The organism is Pediococcus sp., assembly GCF_003533255.1.
Taxonomy (GTDB): domain Bacteria; phylum Bacillota; class Bacilli; order Lactobacillales; family Lactobacillaceae; genus Pediococcus; species Pediococcus parvulus.
On record NZ_DOEM01000034.1, the window covers coordinates 1 to 18,653 of the forward strand.

The window sequence follows — 18,653 nt, forward strand, 5'->3', positions numbered from 1 at the left end:
GCGGGGTGGCTAACTTGTTCTTGTAATTTCCGATTAATATGATTATTAAAATTGTCGTGGAAATATTTGCTTGTATGACTTTCGTGACTTTACTGGGAACACTAAAACAGAATCATCAATTAAGTGATCAATTATCAGTTTGGATGCATGGAAAAACTTACTATACTATCAACATTTCTCCAATTAATACTACAAAAAAAGAAGATATATTTCTTGAACATGGCTCTACCACTCTATTCCATTATTTAGCAAATCATGGAGGGATGCTTGCGGCCTATCAAGGATGGGGAACTGACAAAACGGATGTTATGAGTTCTACAAATGGTCATGTTTTGACTGTAAACCCCAATTATTTAAAAATGAATTCAGTTTTTGCTTCGAATGGTAAAAGAGTTAAAATATCAAACAAAACAAGCACAACGTACGTTTTAATTCCTGAAGCACAATATGCCAATCGTAAACAAATTTTGCGGGAGTATCGTAGCGAACTATGGCTAAACAGTGCAGAAAATAAAACCGGAAAGAAACTGCTCATTAAGCCAATCAAAATTAAAAATGCACAGCACTTGTTTACTTACAGTGCGGATGCACTGGATATGGGCTATTATAATGGCTATGTAAAATCTGCAGTTGTCCTTGTTTTAACAAATGAATCTTTGGGTGGAATCAGTAAGAAAAATACAGACGCAAATAGTATTTGGTCAAGCTACCTCTCAACTGAAGCTTTTCTTAGTCCAAGTGTCGCAGTCATGCGGAAAGGAATTCAAAAATCAGGAATGTCTCGTTACATCGGTGGCATTGTTAACACAAAGAGCTATGCAATGAAACAACTAGCCTTAGTTCGTCGCAAACTAGCAATCTCAATAATGGTCCTGGTTATTATACTAGCAATCATTGTGCTTGAAAACATTTCGTTTAATAGCATTTACTTTAGTAACAATCGCAAGAAAATAGCCATTAAACGACTATTGGGGAGCCACTTCATTGGTATCTTTGGGAAATTCATCGTCTTGAATTTTGCATTAAGCTTTTTTGAAGCTTTCGTCGTGTGGGCAGTGACCCACAATATGATGGTTATGATACTGTTGCTAGTACTATCCAATGTTAGTGAATTGTTAATATTGGGTATTCAAAACCGTTATTTGAACATTAATAAAGCAATTAAAGGAGAATAGGACAATGATCAGTTACTTAAAACTTAGTGGATGTAGTAAAAGCTTTGATCAGTATCATGTTTTTAGAAACGTTAACTATCAGTTTGAGACTGGCAAAATGTACGCACTCGTTGGGCCATCTGGAAGTGGCAAAACGACACTATTGAATAGTGTCGGCCGATTAGAAAAATTAACCAGTGGGTCAATCAGTTTTGATGATACAGACATCAAAACTATCCCAAGTTTGAAATATTTTCGTCGGTATATTGGTTATTTATTTCAGAATTATGCGCTTGTCGATGAAGAAACTGTTGCCCAAAATCTTAATATTGTGAAACATTATCGAACCAATGTTCTACAAGAACATTTGTCAAAATATGGATTAGATGATACCTATTTAACTCGTAAAATATTTACGCTATCTGGTGGAGAAGCTCAACGGGTTGCCTTGGCACGACTTAGTTTACAGGACCCGTTGATTGTTCTGGCAGATGAACCAACAGGAGCACTGGACCACGCCAATGGTCAACTAGTGCTTGATAGTTTACGTGAAATGGCGAATTCAGGAAAAGTCGTTATTATTGCAACTCATGATGACCAAGTGAAGGCAGCCGTCGACGAATGTGTAAGAATTACTGATTTTAAGTAACACGTAAATTCGTAAAAAACTATTTGACACAATAAATTCTTGATAAACTATAGTAAAAAGAGTTCTGAAATCGGTTTTGCACTTTTATAATGTAAAAGTTAAATTTGCTAGATAATCATTTTTAGCATTCGTAAACTGTTAGTTTGCGAGTGCTTTTTTTAATAGTAATCGTAGCATCATTTTTCTCGAATTTTTGCATGTATCATGCTAGTATATACTAAACAGTACATACTAGTTTGATTAAATTGGAGGTGTGGCATGAGAAAAGCAAAATTTCGGTATGTGGCGGATATAATCAAACAGCGCGTGGATGATGGTGAGTATGGCACAAAGCAAAAGTTACCTTCTGAATATGATCTTGCTGATGAATTTCAAGTTAGTCGCTTGACAGTTCGTAAAGCTATTGCGCTACTAATTGAATCTCAGGTTCTGGTTAAAAGTCAAGGAAAGGGAACTTATGTGATTGACGCACCTAAAATCGAAAGTGGACGCCTAGGACTTCAAGGATTTACTGAAGCATCCCAAGCATATGGCAGAGATAGTCATACAGAAGTGATTTCCTATGCAAAGGTAAGCCATCCGTCTAAAAATGTTCTGGATATGCTTCAAATAAACAAGAATCACGAAGTTTCAGTGTATAGATTGGTTAGATGCCGCTATTGGGATAACGAACCAATGACAGTTGAACAGATATATATACCTGAACCATTAGTAAAAGGATTGTCAAAAAAAGATTTTACAGGCTCGCTGTTTAAAATTATTGAGAAACAGGAAAAAATTGCATATTCTCAACAAGAAATTGAAGCTGTTTTGGCTAAAGACCATATTGGAAAATTACTTCATGTTTCAGTTGGTGGTCCGATTCTAAAGGTACAGTCGGTTACGTACACCGCGGAAGCTAAACCAATATTTTTAGATACTTCTTATTATCGTGCCGACAAATATCGTTTTAAAACGACGTTGATTCGCCACAAACTTTGAGGAGGGTGAAGGATGACTCAAGAAATACATGTATTGACTGCGGATCAAGAGCAAGAATTTCTACAAGATCTACAAAAAATGATGCGCGTGGAGAGTGTTAAAAGTAGTCCAAAGGAACACGCACCCTATGGCGAAGGGCCACGTGAAGCTTTGACATTAGTTACACAAATTGGAAAGCAATACGGATTTAAAACAGGCATTGTGGATGATGCAGCTGCATACGTACAATGGGGAAACGACGATGAACACTACATTGGGATATTTGGTCATTTAGATGTTGTACCTGCTGGTAGTCATTGGACAACGGCACCATTTGAGTTAAGCAAACAGGATCAACGATTTTATGGACGAGGCATTTTGGATAACAAGGGGCCAAGTATGGCCTGCCTTTATGGAATGAAATTGCTGAAGGACATGGGCATTAAATTGTCGCATACCATTCGACTAGTATTTGGCTCTGACGAAGAAAATGGAAGCGCTGACATGAAACGGTACTTAGCAAAGAAACCTGCACCGGTTTATGGGTTTACACCAGACTGTAAATATCCGGCTGTGTATGGTGAACGAGGAATTGTGAACTATGCAATTGAAACGCCTATTCTGCCAGCTGATCTTCAGATGTTTGATATCTTGAATCCCGAGGAACAAGCATCTGATCACGTTCCTGATTCAGTGATTGCCATGATAAATCAAGAAAAGATTAACATTGTGGGGAAACGTTCGCCGTCTAATGCGCCGGAATTGGGTAAAAACGCCCTAACCTTGTTAGCTAAGAAAATTGATGATAATCAATTGCTGAGTGGTCAACTTATGAATTATTTTCATTGGCTAGCGGGATTACACGATCAACATTATGGACAAAAACTGGGAGTTGAATTCGAAGACGCAGATAGTGGCAAGTTGATTATGACGCCTTATCAGTTGGAGAAAAACGCGAATGGATTAAAACTTTCAATTGCGATTCGCTATCCGGTTTCGATAACCGAAGAACAGGTGACGCAAGGCATCAAACAACATATTCTTCCTGACAGTAAAGTTCAAATTGTGCGCTCAATGCCAGGGGTTATGCATAACAAACAAGCTGATTGGATAAAACGGATTTCTGAAGTTTATGAACAGGTCACTGGATTAGATGGCACCCCAGTTACGACAACCGGAGCTACTTATGCCCGTGTGGTGCCGAACATTATTGCGTTTGGTCCTTCGTTTCCTGGTCAAAAAGGCATTGCACACAAACAAGATGAGTATATGGATGAAAAGGATCTTTTAACCAATATGGAAATTTATATGAAGGCAATATTAGTTTTAGGAAAAAGAAAGGATGATTAGATGACATACGGAACAATTGCAACCTGGAGAATGGCCCATGATGGGGTTGTGAAGGCGAGTAAATTATTAAAGGCTCAAGGTGCAGCTGGAGATGCAGTGGAGGCACTCATTAATACAGTAGAGGCCTACCCGTATTATAAATCGGTTGGTTACGGTGGTTTACCAAACGAACAGGGTGTTGTTGAAATGGATGCCGCTTTTATGGATGGCGATAGTCTCGCGATTGGAGCAGTTGCTGGCATTCAAAATGTCAAACATGCTGTTTCTGTGGCCCGTAAGTTAAGTGATCAGCATTTTAACAGTTTTCGGGTTGGTCAAGGAGCAACTCAATATGCAATGCAAAATGATTTTGAAATTGTGAATATGTTAACCCCACGTGCAAGAAAGATCTGGCAAAAACGATTAAAAGAAATTCGTGAAAAAAATTTAAATCCATATAACGGTCATGATACGGTTGGCGCGATTACGTTAGATCAGAAGGGATCTATGGCTGCTGGTACCTCAACTTCAGGGCTATTCATGAAAAAGGCTGGTCGGATTGGTGATTCACCGTTATCTGGTTCCGGATTTTATGTAGATAGCGAAATTGGTGGAGCAGCTGCAACTGGTCTAGGTGAAGACATTATGAAGGGCTGTTTATCCTACGAAATCGTAAGGTTAATGGGTGACGGTAAAACGCCTCAAGAAGCTTGCGATCAAGCGGTTTATCCATTTATTGAGAAATTGAAAAAGCGTTACGGGAAAGCTGGTGAGTTTTCATTGGTAGCTATGAACCACAAAGGTGAGTGGGGTGTTGCCACCAACGTTGAATTTACTTTTAGTGTGGGAAATGAAAATGAACAGCCACAAATTTTGATGGCCAACCCGGGACCAAACGAAACTACTGTTATTGAACCAATTACTCAAGAATGGTTGGATGCATACGAAAAGCGAATTAAAGCCCCTGTAGATTAAAACAGAGCGAGGAGGGAACACTAATGAAAGTGATTGTCATTTTAGACCAAATTCAATCAGGATTAGGTGGAAAAGAACGAGCGGATACTGAATTGGGTGGCAAAAGAATTGCAATGGGCAGTGCGGAAACTTTAGAGAAAAATCTGAAAAAGGCTAATGGTGAAGTTATTGGAACTTTTTATTGTGGAACCGATTATTATCATAAAAATGCCGAGGTGGTTCAAAGTAAATTTACTAAGATGGCGGAGAAAATGGAAGCTGATGTGGTTGTCATCGGACCGACGTATGACTATCCGGAATTTTCGACAATGGCCTGTGAATTAGCAACTTACTTTCAGGGGAATTCTGCTATTCCAGTGCTAGTTGCCACTGCTGTTGAGAAAAATGAAGAGCTAGTTACACAATATAAAGAAGATTTAACAATTATTAAAGTACCGAAAAAAGGTGGGACGGGATTATCTGATTCATTAAAGGCTATTGTAAAGGGCTGTGAGTTGTCCGTGAATAAAGCAGATATGACAGAATTTAAATCACAATACTGTTTTTCATAGAATGGAGGGAACCTTATGCAAAATAAAGCTGAAAAGATCTTAATGCCAATTGCAACAAAATTAGGTAATAACGTTGTGCTACGCTCGTTACGTGATGGATTCTTAATTATCACGCCTTTGATTATTGTAACTTCATTTTTCTTATTGATTGGAAACTTTCCAATCCCTGGCTGGAGTGAATTCTGGACTGGCATTTTAGGCTCTCATTGGAGTGAATGGTTCAGTTCAGTATCAAACTCAGTCTTTAGTTTTACTGGTTTACTAGGTTGTTTCGGGATTTCATACGCCTATGCTAAAAACCGTGGCTTGCAAGCCGTCAATGCTAGCGCAGTTGCAATCATTTCTTTCTTGATTCTTACGCCTACCACATTGACAGTGGTAAGAAAACTGTTAGTGCAGTTGAAACTCTTTATCTTGGACCTAATGGAATTTTTCTGGGGATCTTTATTGCCTTAATCAGTGTAGAGCTTTATCGTTTTGCTTTGAAACGGCATTGGACAATTAGAATGCCCGAAGGTGTGCCACCGGCAGTGTCCCAATCGTTCGATGCTTTACTACCTAGTGCTTTAGTTATTTTTGCATTTTTTCTTGTTCGAATTTTATTTAGTTTAACTAGTTTTGATACCGTTTACAATTTCATTTATACCATGTTACAAGCTCCATTGAAAAATGTTGGTAATTCATTGCCGTCTGTTCTTTTATATAATTTTTTGGCAAGTTTACTTTGCTGCTTTGGAATTAACGGCCCCACAATTACTAATTCAGTTTGGTCGCCGATTTTCTTTGTTTTGACGCAGGATAATTTACAGGCCTTTCAAAAGCATTTGGAATTACCACACATTTTTACACAGCCGTTTATTGATATCTTTACAACGTACGGTGGTGGCGGAAGTACATTATCTTTACTAATTGTTATGCTGGTGATCTGTAAATCAAATCGAGTGCGTCAGTTAGGCAATCTAGCTATTATTCCGGGAATTTTTGGGATTAACGAGCCGATTATTTTTGGTCTCCCAGTTGTGCTTAACCCGATTATTGCAATTCCATTTATTATTATTCCAACTTTAAACACTCTGATTTCTGGCCTAGTTATGACTTGGGGATGGGTGCCACATACAAACGGCGTCTTATTGCCGTGGACGACACCCCCGATTATTTCTGGGTGGCTATCTACTGGAAGCTGGACAGGTTCAGTTTTACAATTATTTGAAATTATTTTAGGAATTATTATTTACTATCCATTTATCAAAATGTTAGATAATCAATATTTGAAGGAAGAAAAAGCAGCTTCTGCAGAATTGGATATTGATTTTAGTGAAGTATAAATTAGTTCGTAGTCTAAGAAAATAGAAGGGCTTTGAAGAATTATGAGGATTCTTCAGAGCTCTTTATGGTTTTTAGTGAAAAATGATATCTTAATTCAGACTCAAAATGATTAAAAATTGTAGATTAAATGCACCACTATATATGAAATAATAGTGTAAATGAGACGTAATTTTGCTATAATAAAAACATAATATGAGGAGATGATGGGATGACGATTACAGTTAAAAATTTAGGCAAAAGTTACGGTAGCCTTAAAGCGTTAGATATCGATCAACTAACAATTGAACCAGGTCATACATACGGATTAGTGGGAGCCAATGGAGCGGGTAAAACCACATTTTTCAAGTGCTTAACTAATATTATTACCGATTATTCTGGGGAAATTATTTTTGATGGTCGTAATCCAAGAAAAGAAAATTCAATTTTGACCAAAATGGGAATTGTCCTTGATGATCTTTCGGTTTACAAGGACTATACGGCCCGCTTTAATATCCAATATTTCGCCGGACTGCGTGGCCATTATGATGTGAAAAAAGTTGAACAAATGGCTGATGAGATTGGCTTATTATCTGTGCTTGATCGCCCAGTTAAAACTTTTTCATATGGTATGCAGAAAAAATTAGTGTTGCTGATAGCTCTTGTGAATTCGGCAGAGGTCTTAATTTTAGATGAGCCTTTCCGTGGGTTAGATCAAGATACCGTTAAGTGGTTTCAAAACTACTTGCGTCAATGGACGGGAAAAGGCAATCATACATTGTTGATTTCCAGTCACGTTCAAACAGATTTGGAAAGCTTATGCGAAACTGTTTTTGTGATAGACCATGGCCGCATCATTAAAGCACTAGATTTGAAGGCTGATAGTCAACAAGCCTATCGTAATATTTCGACTAATAATGACGAAGCTTTTGCAGATTTGTTGACCACAGAATCAATTAATTTCGTTAAAACTGAGACTGGTGTCAAGATTGATATTAATTCTGAATCATGGCAAAATTTATATCCTCAATTAGTGGAACACGCAATTGTGATTACTACTATGACAAAAGTATCAGTTTTGGATCAGCAAGGAGGCGTTGACGAATGAACGCAAGATTAATTTTTAAGATGGAACTGTTTAAATATTTACGGGACAAATATTATTTAATGGCGACCTTAATCCTATTTGGGTTAAACGTGATTGCAACAATTGCACTTTTAAATTTCGATCACCTTAATTCTTCACTTCTGGTGACAAGTATTGTCTTAGCAATCCTATTGTTTGTTAGTAATCTGATATTCTTAGGTATTATTTATCCCTTTCACTTACTTGCCATTGATTATAAGAATCGTGTTTTAGCCCTGATGGTCGCTTCTGGTGTGAATCGAAATAAACTATTTTTCGCTAAAATTGGAGCGGTTATCTTAGCAAATATTGTCGTCAGCTTTGTTTTGCTAGTGGTACCTGTTGCTACTCTAATTTATCAAGTTGGTAATCTTGGCGGCTGGGATGAGTTATTTGGTGAAATGGGGATGCTGATGGTGCCTCAAATGATACCATTGAGTATTAATGCAATTTTGAGTTACATTGCCGGATTATTTATCTTAATGACTTCAGTAATTATTGTAAAAGGTAAAACTTTGAGTATTTTGCTGTATTTTGGATTTAACATGCTAGTAGGTGTGATTACTTCGTTTATTAATACTCTATTTACTAGTAATTCTTCTTTTACACAACAATTTAGTGGTGACACGGTGGCCAGCAGTGTTATCGAAGTTATTGTCATTCTGGTGTTTGGATTTATCGCTTTACAAGGGCTTCGACATCAAAATCTCTAAGTGATGAAGCTTTTCCAAATAAATTGCATTATAAAACGTTATGCTCATTTTAAATGGGCATAACGTTTTTTTGTGACTGGTGGTTTTTGAAATTAAGAATTAGTCAAATCACCACCACGAAATTTTTTTGCCGATTTTTGGGCCTTCAGTTTTGGATTGATAGCCAGTATAAAAACTGCCAGCTTGCTCACGCATGCCTAATGGAATCTGTTTTTTGTTTAGCAAACGCACTTTAGAAATATAGGATTCGTTATGTTGAATTAATGTCCAGCGATTTTTAGCGGTATATTGGCCTGTCTCAAATTTTAGCCAGCTGCCTTTACCAAATGCGTCGTCAGAGACAAATACATCTACTTGTTGTGTAAGTTGTTGTTGATTTGCCAGGTTGGGTAAAATTGCATAGCCATCTTGAGTCTTAATGAATGGATTTAGATGATCAATCGTGGCGTTTTGTGTGGCCCGACCGTAACCTAGGAATGTTATGAATACAAAAGTGGCGATCAATAGAAGTCCAATTATTAATAGAACAGTTTTATATTTTCGTTTTTTTCGGACATTTGAACTAATTTGGCCAACCATGGAGTTTTCATTTTCCTTTGGCAGACAATCTAGTGAAATGTTTAGAATCTGGCTAATTTGGACCAGGGTGTCTAGATTAGGATAACTCAAATCGTTTTTCCAACGAGAAAGTGTTTGACGAGTTACGTTAAGTTTGTTTGCTAAAGATTCCTGCGTAAGTTTTAGTTTTTTTCTTCTTTCACGCAATTGAGTCGAAAATTTCATGTATGCTTCCTCCTAACAACTCTAATCGTACCCAGAAAATTATCAGAAGTAACGCAATTATCATGTTACATTTTTTTTTTGACTAAAAGCGGGTATCTTCGAGACAAAGAATCTTAAATTTAATGACATGAGGAACATATAAGAAGCAATTAAAAATTTCACTAAGCTTTGAAACGAGTTGGTTGAAGGTGTTTTTAATTGTGACTTTAAAGCTTATTCGGTTTCTACCCAATGTTTTAATAAATAGAGATTGGGGATGGTCAGAACTACTGTCCAAAGGAGCATGAATACACTAGTCATGAGTAAAGTAAAAATGATGTTAAGCGGCGTGCTAGCCGAGTACAGTGGTGAAAATAGTTTATTTATAATTGTACCAATTGGATTATTAAGTACACTTAGGATAATTAGCAAAAGGATAAATGTAGCCACGTAGAGTAGGCTTTGAAGCAAGCCTTGCCACTTGTCAGGTAAAAAGTTACTAATCGTGTTTTCTATAAGATGAGCTAGGCAATTAAATGTCCAACCTGTAAGAACTAACATGATCATGAATATCAACCCGCATACAAAGTATCCCAGCAAGATGTGTGTGGGTAATTTAACGGTTGATAAGGGTTTAATACTACTTACCCCAATAATAATAACTTCCAAAATTAAAAAATAGACAAAACTGGCCACTGCAGATAAAAAATTGGCAGCATACAATCGACTTTCGGAAACGGGAATAAGGCGATAGGTGTTACTCGTCCACATCTTTTCAATGCGTAGCGCAAAACGAATAAATAGGGTTGATGCTCCGATCCCTCCGTATACAAGAGAAAGATTTGCAAAATTAATACTATTAAATTCGTTTTCCAAAATCATCGCAATAAGGGTAATCAAAAGGGTAAGGACGTGTAAGCCAATAATTTTGTGAACGGTAGTATTTTTTTCTTTAAATAGTGTTTTAATTAAGACACTTGTATTAGTCATTTTGATCTTCTCCTTTATAAAAACTTTCAAAAAAGTCTTCGATACTTTGCCCGTAATCTTCCCGAATTTTATCAGCGTTCTTTGAAACAATAATTCTCTTATCTTTGACAATTAATATGCCGTCTAAAATATTAGCAATATCGTCGACATGATGATCGCTAATTAAAATGGTCGCGTCTTCTGGTTTCCACTGAAGAATGCTGGCTATGATTTTTTTACAACTCATACTGTCAATGCCGTCAAAAGGTTCATCTAGTAAATATAATTTAACTTGGCGTGATAAGGTAATTGCTATGATAAACTTCATTTGATTTCCTTTGGACAAATCGTTTAAGTGTCACGACAAATCAAGATTTAGAAACTCAGATAAACGCTGGAATTTATTTGTTGAGAAATCAGGGTAGACAGCTTCATAAAAATGCGCGATTTTTTCTAAGCGATCAGATCTATTAACATCATCTACTTGGTGACTAAAGCTTACCAACTGCTTGCGATCACTGGGGCTTGTTTCTGAGGAGACTTTAATTTCACCACGATAGTGATTTGCGGCTCCACTAATCAAGCGCATCAAAGTCGTTTTGCCGGCGCCATTTTCTCCTAAAAGCCCCACAATTCTGCCAGTTGGTAAGGAACAATTTAGTTGATTCAAAATGTTGGTTAAATTTCTTTTATAGGATAGATTTTTAATAGTTAAAATGTCAGTCATGATTTGCTTCCTTTCGCGAATTAATATAATTTTCTAAATAAGTCAACATTTTATCTGGCGAAATCCGCAAAGCCGTCAGATTATCATATAGATTGCTGACTTGTTCTTCTACAGTGCGTTTTTTTAAATTTTTCAAGACCTCTGTGTCTTCGGTCACAAAATTTCCTTTACCGCGTTTTGAAACGAGAACGTCTTCATCAATAAGCTCACTCAAGGCGCGTTGGATGGTATTGACGTTAACAGTCAAAGTAACTGCAAGTTGACGAACGGCAGGTATTTGTTGGCCTGGTTTGAGATGTTCAATAATGATTTCACGATATATATATTGCTTAATCTGATAGTAAATAGGAACCTTATCATCAAACTTCATATTGTTCCTCCGTAATAGTGTAATAGTTATCTAGTACACTGTAAGTCACAAAACTAAATATTACAAGCCTTTAGCGTTAAATCTTTCGTTTTAGAACGGATAGGGATGTAATTTTAAGTAAAAGTTCTGTATTCTAAAGGATAGATAATATAAAAATATTTATTTCAAGGAGAAACAGATGCGAAGGAGTTTTAGATTGCTTTTAAAAATGATAGTTATCCTCTTTTTATTAGGCGTCGTTGTCCACTACGTAATTAATAGAAATGAAATAGCGGATATTCAGAGGGTCGTTCAGGTTTATGATCAGAACATGCAGTCACAAAATTTTGTGGACATTTTATCACATGATGGGACTAAAAATATGGCGTTGGAAGAAACGGCACAAAAATATTTTCAGATTTTTAATGCCATGGGAGCAAAAGATATTCATTTAAAGAATTTACAGCTTGACCGAGTTCAAAATCATTATCAAATTTCATATCAACTGGCTATGAAATCAAAAATTGGCAAAATTAGATTTAATCGAGTAACTGGAGAGATATGGAAGTTACATGGCAAATGGAAAATTTTAAATTCTGAAAAAATGATAATTCCTAACGTGACTGTTAAACATACTATTCTTCAAGTTAAAATCAATTATGCAACACGTGGGGAAATAAGATCGGTAGCGGGAAATGTGTTAGCTAAGGATGTTGTACATAAAATGGTCGGTATAGCTCCGGAAAAATTGAATGATTCGCCAAACAAAGAAGAGAATATTCACAAAATCGCTTCTCAGTTTAACTTATCAGAGAATGCCTTACGGACAAGACTAAATCAATTTATATTAGTTAATGAAGATAGTTTCTTGCCTTTAAAAGCAGCTGATAAGATTAAACAACCTGAAGTTCCAGGTTTGGTTGATCGATATGTAACCGACAGACAACATGGTCAAAATAGAAAAATAGGAACGGTAGGAATGGTAAGTGATGGGGAGATAAATGCAGATCCAACACTTAACGAACATGATCGGGTTGGGAGAACAGGCTGGGAAAGAAAATATAATTCAAAACTGCAAGGAAAGGATGGTGGAAAGTTCGTTTTTACTTCTTTAAATAAAAAAATTGTGTTGAGCATTCAAAATAAGGCTAAAAGTGGTCAGGTGGTTAAACTTCGGTAATTCTTAATGAGTGATAACAACAGTTATCAACTGACACAGGGTTTAAAATTCGATATAATCAAACTAAATATACGGAGGAACTGTCATGACCAATAAAGAAAGAATGTTAAGTAGTAAACTGTATGTCGCAAATGATCCGGAACTTCGAAAAGATTTCAAACATAGTCGGATTTTAACGCGCTTGTTTAACAATACCACAGAAGAACAGGTGGATTATCGCAAAGAATTACTTGGTAAACTGTTCGGCAGTGTGGGGGACCACGTTTATATGGAGCCACCGTTTCATACAGATTATGGAATTAACACGACAATTGGCAAAAATTTCTATGCCAATTATGACTGTATTTTTATTGATGTTGGTCGCATAACAATCGGTGATAACGTAATGTTTGGTCCGCGGGTCGGGTTGTATACAGCTGGGCATCCGATTGACCCTACGGTACGGATCGAAGGCTATGAATATGGGTATCCCATCACAATTGGTGATAATGTCTGGATTGGCGGCAACGCTGTTATAAATCCAAGTGTCACAATCGGGAATAATGTGGTGATTGGATCTGGGTCAATCGTGACACATGATATTCCAGATAACGTGGTGGCGGTGGGAAATCCGTGTCACGTGTTACGAGAAATTAACGATGATGACAAACAAAAGTGGGAAGCCCAAAAGCAAGCTTACATCGCTGAAATGACTTCTAATTAAAAAAAGTTGCAATGACAATCGGATTTAAAAAGAAAAGAGGTAACGCAAATAAAATCGAAATCGCTTATTAATACAATGAAGGGCTTCCTGATTGGAATTGCCTTAGTAATTCCTGGGCTGTCTGGGAGCATGTTTGCTGTCGTGGTGGGGCTATATGAAAGAATGGTTGAGGCAATCTCATCTTTTCGAAAACAACCACTTAAAAATATCAAATTTTTACTACCCATCATGTTTGGGGCTGTGATCGGAATTCTAGCATCTACAAAGCTAGTGCTGTGGCTTTGCGAACAGTTTCCAGTAATGAGTTACGGATTCTTTATTGGCCTTGTAATTGGTGTTTTGCCATTTGTTTATAAAAAAGTGAGTTTTCAAAGGTTCAAATTGTTTGATGGTCTTTTAGCTATCTTAGGATTTGCATTCATCATGTTAGTTAGCCATCAAGGAAACGAAGGGATGAGTGATTTTGTAGCAATGAGTCACCTACAAAACTTAAATGATTGGGCAGTCATTGCGTTTGCGGGATTCTTTGCGATTTCTATGATGATGATTCCGGGGATTTCCGGTGCAGTTATGCTAATGATGGTGAACCAGTACGGTACCATTTATAACTCAGTTGCAAAACTTTTAGATACGGTGATGTTTATGCTGGTTGGAAAATTTGATCAAGCTCAGCAAGCTTTTTCATCGGTAGTGATCTTATTGCCCTTTATGATTGGTGCGTTTTTAGGTGTGATCCTCATGGCAAAGGTTTTAAACTTCCTATTACACAAGTATGCTCATCAGGTGTATTGCGCCGTGTTTGGTATCGTAGTAGCTGGTATTTGGATTCTGATGGAATTGGCGCTCAAAGGTGCTGTAGTAAGTGTGCAAGGTGGCGGATCGTGGTTTATGTTGATCGTGGCGTTAGTTGTTTTTATCATTATCGGCGTATTAGTCACAATATTTTTGGATAAACAAGACCCCACGGACACCTAATAGCAAAAAAAGCCGTTAGACATATGCTAACAGCTTTTTATTAAACAAGTTTTATAAGCGCTTGCCAAAAAGTACAAAGCATGTTACTATATTCATGGATTTAAATATTTAAATGTATGGATAGAGGTGAGCCTATGGAAGAGGTAACCATGGAGCCGAAACAAAAGGCAGCTTTAGATGAGTTTATAAATGATTTAGATATTTTAAACGCACTAGCTGATAAGCATCGGCAGCAAATTATTATTTTATTGGGGTCGCGGTTGAAACAAGGCATGACGGTTGGTGATATCACGACCCAGTTAGATATTTCCCAACCTGCAGTTTCACATCATTTGAAGATTTTGCGATCAGTCAATATTGTAGATTCGACGCGAAACGGATTGGAAAATACTTATCATTTAACGTTGGACGACACATTAGAGCGTTTGGAGCGAATTGTGAAATTAATTCGGGAGTCAAATGCGTAAGTTATGAATAGTGTGTTTCGAAAAAATAAATTTTAACAATGAGGGGCGGATATAATGGCAAAAGCATATATGATCGGATCAGGAATTGGTAATCTGGCAGCTGGCATTTATTTAATACGTGACGGTGGCTGGAGTGGTGATCAAATTACCATGTTTGGTCTTGAAAAACACGGTGCCAATGATGGTGCTAAGGTAGCTGATTATGAGTCCGAATACGGTAACCCAGAATTAAGTAACAATAAAGGATTCTTGGCGAAGGGTGGCCGAATGCTGAACGAAGAAACTTATGAAAACTTATGGGATGTTTTACGTTCAGTACCATCGCTGGATAATCCAGGACAATCAGTTACGGACGATATTTTGAACTTTGACCATGCACATCCTACACATGATGTTGCGCGATTAATGGATCGGACGGATGGCATTCGTAATAAGGGTGATCAAAAAGATTATAATCATATGCAATTTAATAATCAGGATCGCTTCCTATTAACCAAGTTAATGATGATGCCTGAATCTAAGGAACCACAATTAAATGATGTCAGCATTGAACAGTGGTTTGCTAAGAGTCCTCATATTTTCACAACTAATTTCTGGTACATGTGGCAAACAACTTTCGCGTTTAAGAAAGAAAGCTCTGCAATGGAGCTACGGCGTTACATGAATCGAATGATCTTAGAATTCAGTCGAATCAATACTTTGGCCGGCGTGACGCGAACACCATATAATCAGTATGAAAGCATCATTTTACCAATGCGTAAATATTTGACGGATCATGGTGTGAACTTTGTAAATAATCGTAAAATCACTGAATTTGTATTTAAAGATACACCGTTACGCGATGACATCATTGTAACAGGCTTGAAGTATGAAGAAGTGGATAACGATAACAAACCCGGTGAGATTGAAATTGGCGAAAATGATTTTGTCTTTGATACGAACGGTGCAATTACGGATAGTTCTTCCATTGGCGATTTAAACACCCCAATTAAAGAAAACATGGAGTATGCGCCAAGTGCAGCTCTTTGGAAACAGGCAACGGAACACTTCTACAATTTGGGTAATCCAGACAAATTCTTTGCCGATCGTAAACAAAGTGAGTGGTTAAGTTTCACTGTGACAACCAATAATCATTTCTTATTAAATGAGATTTCTCGGATTACACAACAGGAGCCAGGAAATGCGCTGAATACTTGGGTTGACAGTAACAATTTGATGTCAATCGTTGTCCATCACCAACCTCATTTTCACGTTCAAAAGGAAAATGAAACTGTTTTCTGGGGCTACGTCATGTATCCACGTCGCAAAGGAGATTATGTTGACAAACCATTTATCGAAATGACTGGTCAAGAGATGTTAGAGGAGCTGTTAGGCCATCTAGCGGCTGTGGATCCAGCGCGTGACAACATTGCTGATCATACCGAAGAGATTATGGACAGCATTGTAAACGTCATTCCAGCCTACATGCCGTATGCTAGCGCGTTGTTTAATCGTCGTGCTGTGGGGGACCGTCCAGCTGTTGTGCCAAAGAACTCTAAGAATTTGGCTTTTATTAGTCAGTTTGCCGAAATGCCATTTGACATGGTCTTCACGGAACAATATTCATTTAGATGTGCCCAAGTGGCTGTATATCACTTCATGGGAATTCCTGATAGTGAGTTAACACCACTCCATCATTATGAAAAACAACCTAAAGTTTTGGCAAGAGCAACAAAGACAATGTTTAGATAATTAATGAAAGCACATTTTATCATGACTGCGAGCATGATTGGTGAATTTGCGTGATAAAGCAAAAAACGAGAGTGATGGTCTGTGGGTAAATCAGATCGTCACTCTCGTTTTATATTAGTCAATTTGTTTACCGTTTACGATTAACACATCGACGTGTTTTTCTTTTTGATCTCGTTCTGGGGGAAGCGTCATATAATCGTCGTACATGCGAGTTAGAATGCGATCGTAAGCTTCTGGAATCTTAACCTGAATATCTTCGAACGGATGGGTGATCAACTCAGAGATTTCGGCTTGATTTAAAACTTCTTTATCATAGGCATACTGAGACGCATAATTTTTGTAATGGTGAAATGGTTCCTTATTATAAAGACGCATAATATTTTCGCGTTTTTCTTTTAGTTTGGCAACTGACATATAGTGATTAAGGTCGTTAGTTTCCGGATCCTTACGAAACGGGGTTTTGATGATATTATAGCCTAAGCGTAAAAGGATTCGTGTATCAAAATAACGAAAACGACTGTAAACAGCTCGCCTAATTTCAGGTTGTCGTGGTACTTTATCAAACGGAAAAATATCAACGAAAATGCCTTTACGCGCGTCATTGACATTATTTCGTTCTTCAATATAAGTGTCAGTATCAATCATTTTCATGTAGCTAAATGCAAAATTAGGATCTGTGTCCGCGGTTTGAATGAAGTAGTGTTCATTTTGCAAAAGGGCAGGGGCAATAGAAGAAAAACGATCATATTCATCACGTCGCATACCAATGTCCACATCGTCATCCCATGGAATAAAGCCGTTATGGCGAATTGCACCAAGCAGTGAACCACCAATTAGAAAGTATTTGATGTGATGTTTTTCGCAAATGTTAACGAACTTTTTTAAAGTGTTTAATTCAATTCGATGCAACTCGCTGATTTGCGACATAGAACAATGCTCCTCCGTTTTTTATTACCCTAAGTGTACCTGATTTTAGTTAAGATTTAAACATGTGCCACAGATTGATGGTGGCTTCCAGCAACATTCCGATTGCCATCATATACATCGCAATCATGTTTTGATGAACAAAAACAAAGTAAGTTAAAATCAAATAGAAAACGAAAAATAAAATTGCGGTTACTTTTGAATTACCAGTCATTAGGATACCTCCCAAGTTATCAATTTACCTTCATTTTAGTTTAAAATGATTCTAATTTCCACAATTTATTGAAAACGATGTCATTATATTTTTAGTTTTTAGTAAAATTGGAAAATAATTGGGGGTTTTACGGTTGACAATTATGATGGGAACCATTATTATTAGTACCTAAGATTAGGTTTTAAATGCGAAGAGTCACGGAGGATTGTACAATGAGAAAAACCAAAAATGCGTTGTTAGAATATTTATTAAAGAATGTCCAGAATGCGGATCTTGTCAACAAACTGTTGGTTACAATGGTTTCTCGCGGACAAATTGCCTTGATTCCTGCAACTAATTCTGGTTCACAGCAGCATAAGTAAGCGAGTTAATTGCTTTTGTAACTGGCTGTGATATAGTAATACTGTTGTTATGGGGTCGTTATGGATTCGACAGGTATAGGTTGAGCCCGGATTGCGTTTCGTAGTTTACGTCTACGTTAAAAACGTTCAGTTTAATTATAACTGCAAAAAATAATAACAATTCTTACGCTTTAGCTGCTTAATAACAGCTTAACGTAGATCTGCCTAGCATCGTCCATGTGTTGGATACAGGTCTTAAATTAAGTGGACTTACGCAAGTTGCTCACATCTGAAGTAGCTTGAAGAGACTAATCAGATTAGCTGATCAAGAGAACCCTGACATACGGTGTTTTGGTTAGTGAAATTTAAGTAGTATGCCTATGAACGTAGATATCTGGGTGGCAATATGCTTGGACGCGGGTTCGATCCCCGCCGACTCCATTTTATAGTTTCAGTACAGGTTAATAGTCTTCAGAATGCCGGTTTTATGCGGTTTATTCTGAAGACTATTTTCATTTCTATGCTGTACTTTTGGGTCTCTGTCAAATCGTA

At 37.2% G+C, this 18,653-nt stretch carries 19 protein-coding genes, 1 other RNA gene and 2 pseudogenes; 16 read left to right on the forward strand and 6 right to left on the reverse strand.

The window, feature by feature from the left end; translation table 11 throughout:
- Nucleotides 1-74 precede the first annotated feature (74 nt).
- From DD627_RS08030 to DD627_RS08070, 9 genes and pseudogenes are all read left to right on the forward strand, one after another.
- Nucleotides 75-1,175, forward strand: a complete 1,101-nt coding sequence (locus DD627_RS08030; protein ID WP_260274666.1) for a DUF1430 domain-containing protein — start codon at nucleotides 75-77, stop codon at nucleotides 1,173-1,175.
- Between the two features lie 4 nt (nucleotides 1,176-1,179).
- The gene (locus DD627_RS08035; RefSeq protein WP_260274667.1) at nucleotides 1,180-1,803 is read left to right on the forward strand and encodes an ATP-binding cassette domain-containing protein; all 624 of its coding nucleotides are present in this window, start codon (nucleotides 1,180-1,182) and stop codon (nucleotides 1,801-1,803) included.
- A 258-nt stretch (nucleotides 1,804-2,061) separates the two neighbouring features.
- Entirely contained in the window at nucleotides 2,062-2,784 is a 723-nt protein-coding gene (locus DD627_RS08040) for a GntR family transcriptional regulator, LSA1692 subfamily (protein ID WP_068808185.1), read from the forward strand.
- Nucleotides 2,785-2,796: 12 nt separating this feature from the next.
- Nucleotides 2,797-4,113, forward strand: a complete 1,317-nt coding sequence (locus DD627_RS08045) for a Sapep family Mn(2+)-dependent dipeptidase (RefSeq protein WP_068808183.1) — start codon at nucleotides 2,797-2,799, stop codon at nucleotides 4,111-4,113.
- Nucleotides 4,114-5,067 (forward strand): glycosylasparaginase, encoded by a 954-nt coding sequence (locus DD627_RS08050; protein ID WP_068808181.1) that lies wholly within the window; start codon nucleotides 4,114-4,116, stop codon nucleotides 5,065-5,067. It abuts the gene before it with no gap.
- Between the two features lie 23 nt (nucleotides 5,068-5,090).
- Nucleotides 5,091-5,618 carry a GrdB-related putative oxidoreductase gene (locus tag DD627_RS08055; RefSeq protein WP_068808180.1) on the forward strand — a complete coding sequence of 176 codons (528 nt, stop codon included), beginning with the start codon at nucleotides 5,091-5,093 and terminating at the stop codon, nucleotides 5,616-5,618.
- 15 nt (nucleotides 5,619-5,633) lie between these two features.
- Nucleotides 5,634-6,943 (forward strand): annotated as a pseudogene (locus tag DD627_RS08060) (PTS sugar transporter subunit IIC).
- Nucleotides 6,944-7,152: 209 nt separating this feature from the next.
- The gene (locus DD627_RS08065; protein ID WP_068808175.1) at nucleotides 7,153-8,028 is read left to right on the forward strand and encodes an ABC transporter ATP-binding protein; all 876 of its coding nucleotides are present in this window, start codon (nucleotides 7,153-7,155) and stop codon (nucleotides 8,026-8,028) included.
- Entirely contained in the window at nucleotides 8,025-8,759 is a 735-nt protein-coding gene (locus DD627_RS08070; RefSeq protein WP_068808173.1) for an ABC transporter permease, read from the forward strand. The genes DD627_RS08065 and DD627_RS08070 overlap by 4 nt, the downstream gene beginning before the upstream one ends.
- Nucleotides 8,760-8,867: 108 nt before the next feature.
- Here the strand turns inward: DD627_RS08070 and DD627_RS08075 are convergent, their stop codons facing one another.
- From DD627_RS08075 to DD627_RS08090, 4 genes and pseudogenes are all read right to left on the reverse strand, one after another.
- Nucleotides 8,868-9,542, reverse strand: a complete 675-nt coding sequence (locus tag DD627_RS08075) for a helix-turn-helix domain-containing protein (RefSeq protein WP_260274668.1) — start codon at nucleotides 9,540-9,542, stop codon at nucleotides 8,868-8,870.
- Nucleotides 9,543-9,755: 213 nt separating this feature from the next.
- On the reverse strand, nucleotides 9,756-10,511 hold the full coding sequence (locus DD627_RS08080; RefSeq protein WP_057784958.1) for a hypothetical protein: 756 nt from the start codon (nucleotides 10,509-10,511) through the stop codon (nucleotides 9,756-9,758).
- Nucleotides 10,504-11,217 (reverse strand): annotated as a pseudogene (locus tag DD627_RS08085) (ATP-binding cassette domain-containing protein). Before DD627_RS08085 ends, DD627_RS08080 begins: the two are co-directional and overlap by 8 nt.
- Complete coding sequence (locus tag DD627_RS08090) at nucleotides 11,210-11,587, reverse strand: GntR family transcriptional regulator (protein WP_057784960.1); 378 nt, start codon at nucleotides 11,585-11,587, stop codon at nucleotides 11,210-11,212. The pseudogene DD627_RS08085 and the gene DD627_RS08090 overlap by 8 nt, the downstream one beginning before the upstream one ends.
- A 196-nt stretch (nucleotides 11,588-11,783) precedes the next feature.
- Between DD627_RS08090 and DD627_RS08095 the strand changes: the two genes are divergently transcribed.
- From DD627_RS08095 to DD627_RS08115, 5 genes are all read left to right on the forward strand, one after another.
- Nucleotides 11,784-12,746 (forward strand): NTF2-like N-terminal transpeptidase domain-containing protein, encoded by a 963-nt coding sequence (locus tag DD627_RS08095; RefSeq protein WP_057784961.1) that lies wholly within the window; start codon nucleotides 11,784-11,786, stop codon nucleotides 12,744-12,746.
- An 85-nt stretch (nucleotides 12,747-12,831) separates the two neighbouring features.
- A complete protein-coding gene (locus tag DD627_RS08100; RefSeq protein WP_260274669.1) occupies nucleotides 12,832-13,449 on the forward strand; it encodes a sugar O-acetyltransferase in 618 nt (205 codons plus the stop codon).
- A 75-nt stretch (nucleotides 13,450-13,524) separates the two neighbouring features.
- Nucleotides 13,525-14,424 (forward strand): DUF368 domain-containing protein, encoded by a 900-nt coding sequence (locus tag DD627_RS08105; RefSeq protein ID WP_502695688.1) that lies wholly within the window; start codon nucleotides 13,525-13,527, stop codon nucleotides 14,422-14,424.
- Between the two features lie 134 nt (nucleotides 14,425-14,558).
- A complete protein-coding gene (locus DD627_RS08110) occupies nucleotides 14,559-14,891 on the forward strand; it encodes an ArsR/SmtB family transcription factor (RefSeq protein ID WP_057784964.1) in 333 nt (110 codons plus the stop codon).
- Nucleotides 14,892-14,945: 54 nt separating this feature from the next.
- On the forward strand, nucleotides 14,946-16,622 hold the full coding sequence (locus DD627_RS08115) for an oleate hydratase (protein WP_260274670.1): 1,677 nt from the start codon (nucleotides 14,946-14,948) through the stop codon (nucleotides 16,620-16,622).
- A 114-nt stretch (nucleotides 16,623-16,736) separates the two neighbouring features.
- Here the strand turns inward: DD627_RS08115 and DD627_RS08120 are convergent, their stop codons facing one another.
- Together DD627_RS08120 and DD627_RS08125 are read right to left on the reverse strand one after the other, a co-directional pair.
- Complete coding sequence (locus tag DD627_RS08120; protein WP_260274671.1) at nucleotides 16,737-17,549, reverse strand: LicD family protein; 813 nt, start codon at nucleotides 17,547-17,549, stop codon at nucleotides 16,737-16,739.
- Nucleotides 17,550-17,598: 49 nt separating this feature from the next.
- The gene (locus tag DD627_RS08125; protein ID WP_186806980.1) at nucleotides 17,599-17,760 is read right to left on the reverse strand and encodes a hypothetical protein; all 162 of its coding nucleotides are present in this window, start codon (nucleotides 17,758-17,760) and stop codon (nucleotides 17,599-17,601) included.
- Between the two features lie 212 nt (nucleotides 17,761-17,972).
- Between DD627_RS08125 and DD627_RS08130 the strand changes: the two genes are divergently transcribed.
- Nucleotides 17,973-18,122 carry a hypothetical protein gene (locus tag DD627_RS08130; RefSeq protein ID WP_186806981.1) on the forward strand — a complete coding sequence of 50 codons (150 nt, stop codon included), beginning with the start codon at nucleotides 17,973-17,975 and terminating at the stop codon, nucleotides 18,120-18,122.
- A gap of 51 nt (nucleotides 18,123-18,173) precedes the next feature.
- Nucleotides 18,174-18,545: a transfer-messenger RNA gene (gene ssrA, locus DD627_RS08135) on the forward strand.
- Nucleotides 18,546-18,653 lie beyond the last annotated feature (108 nt).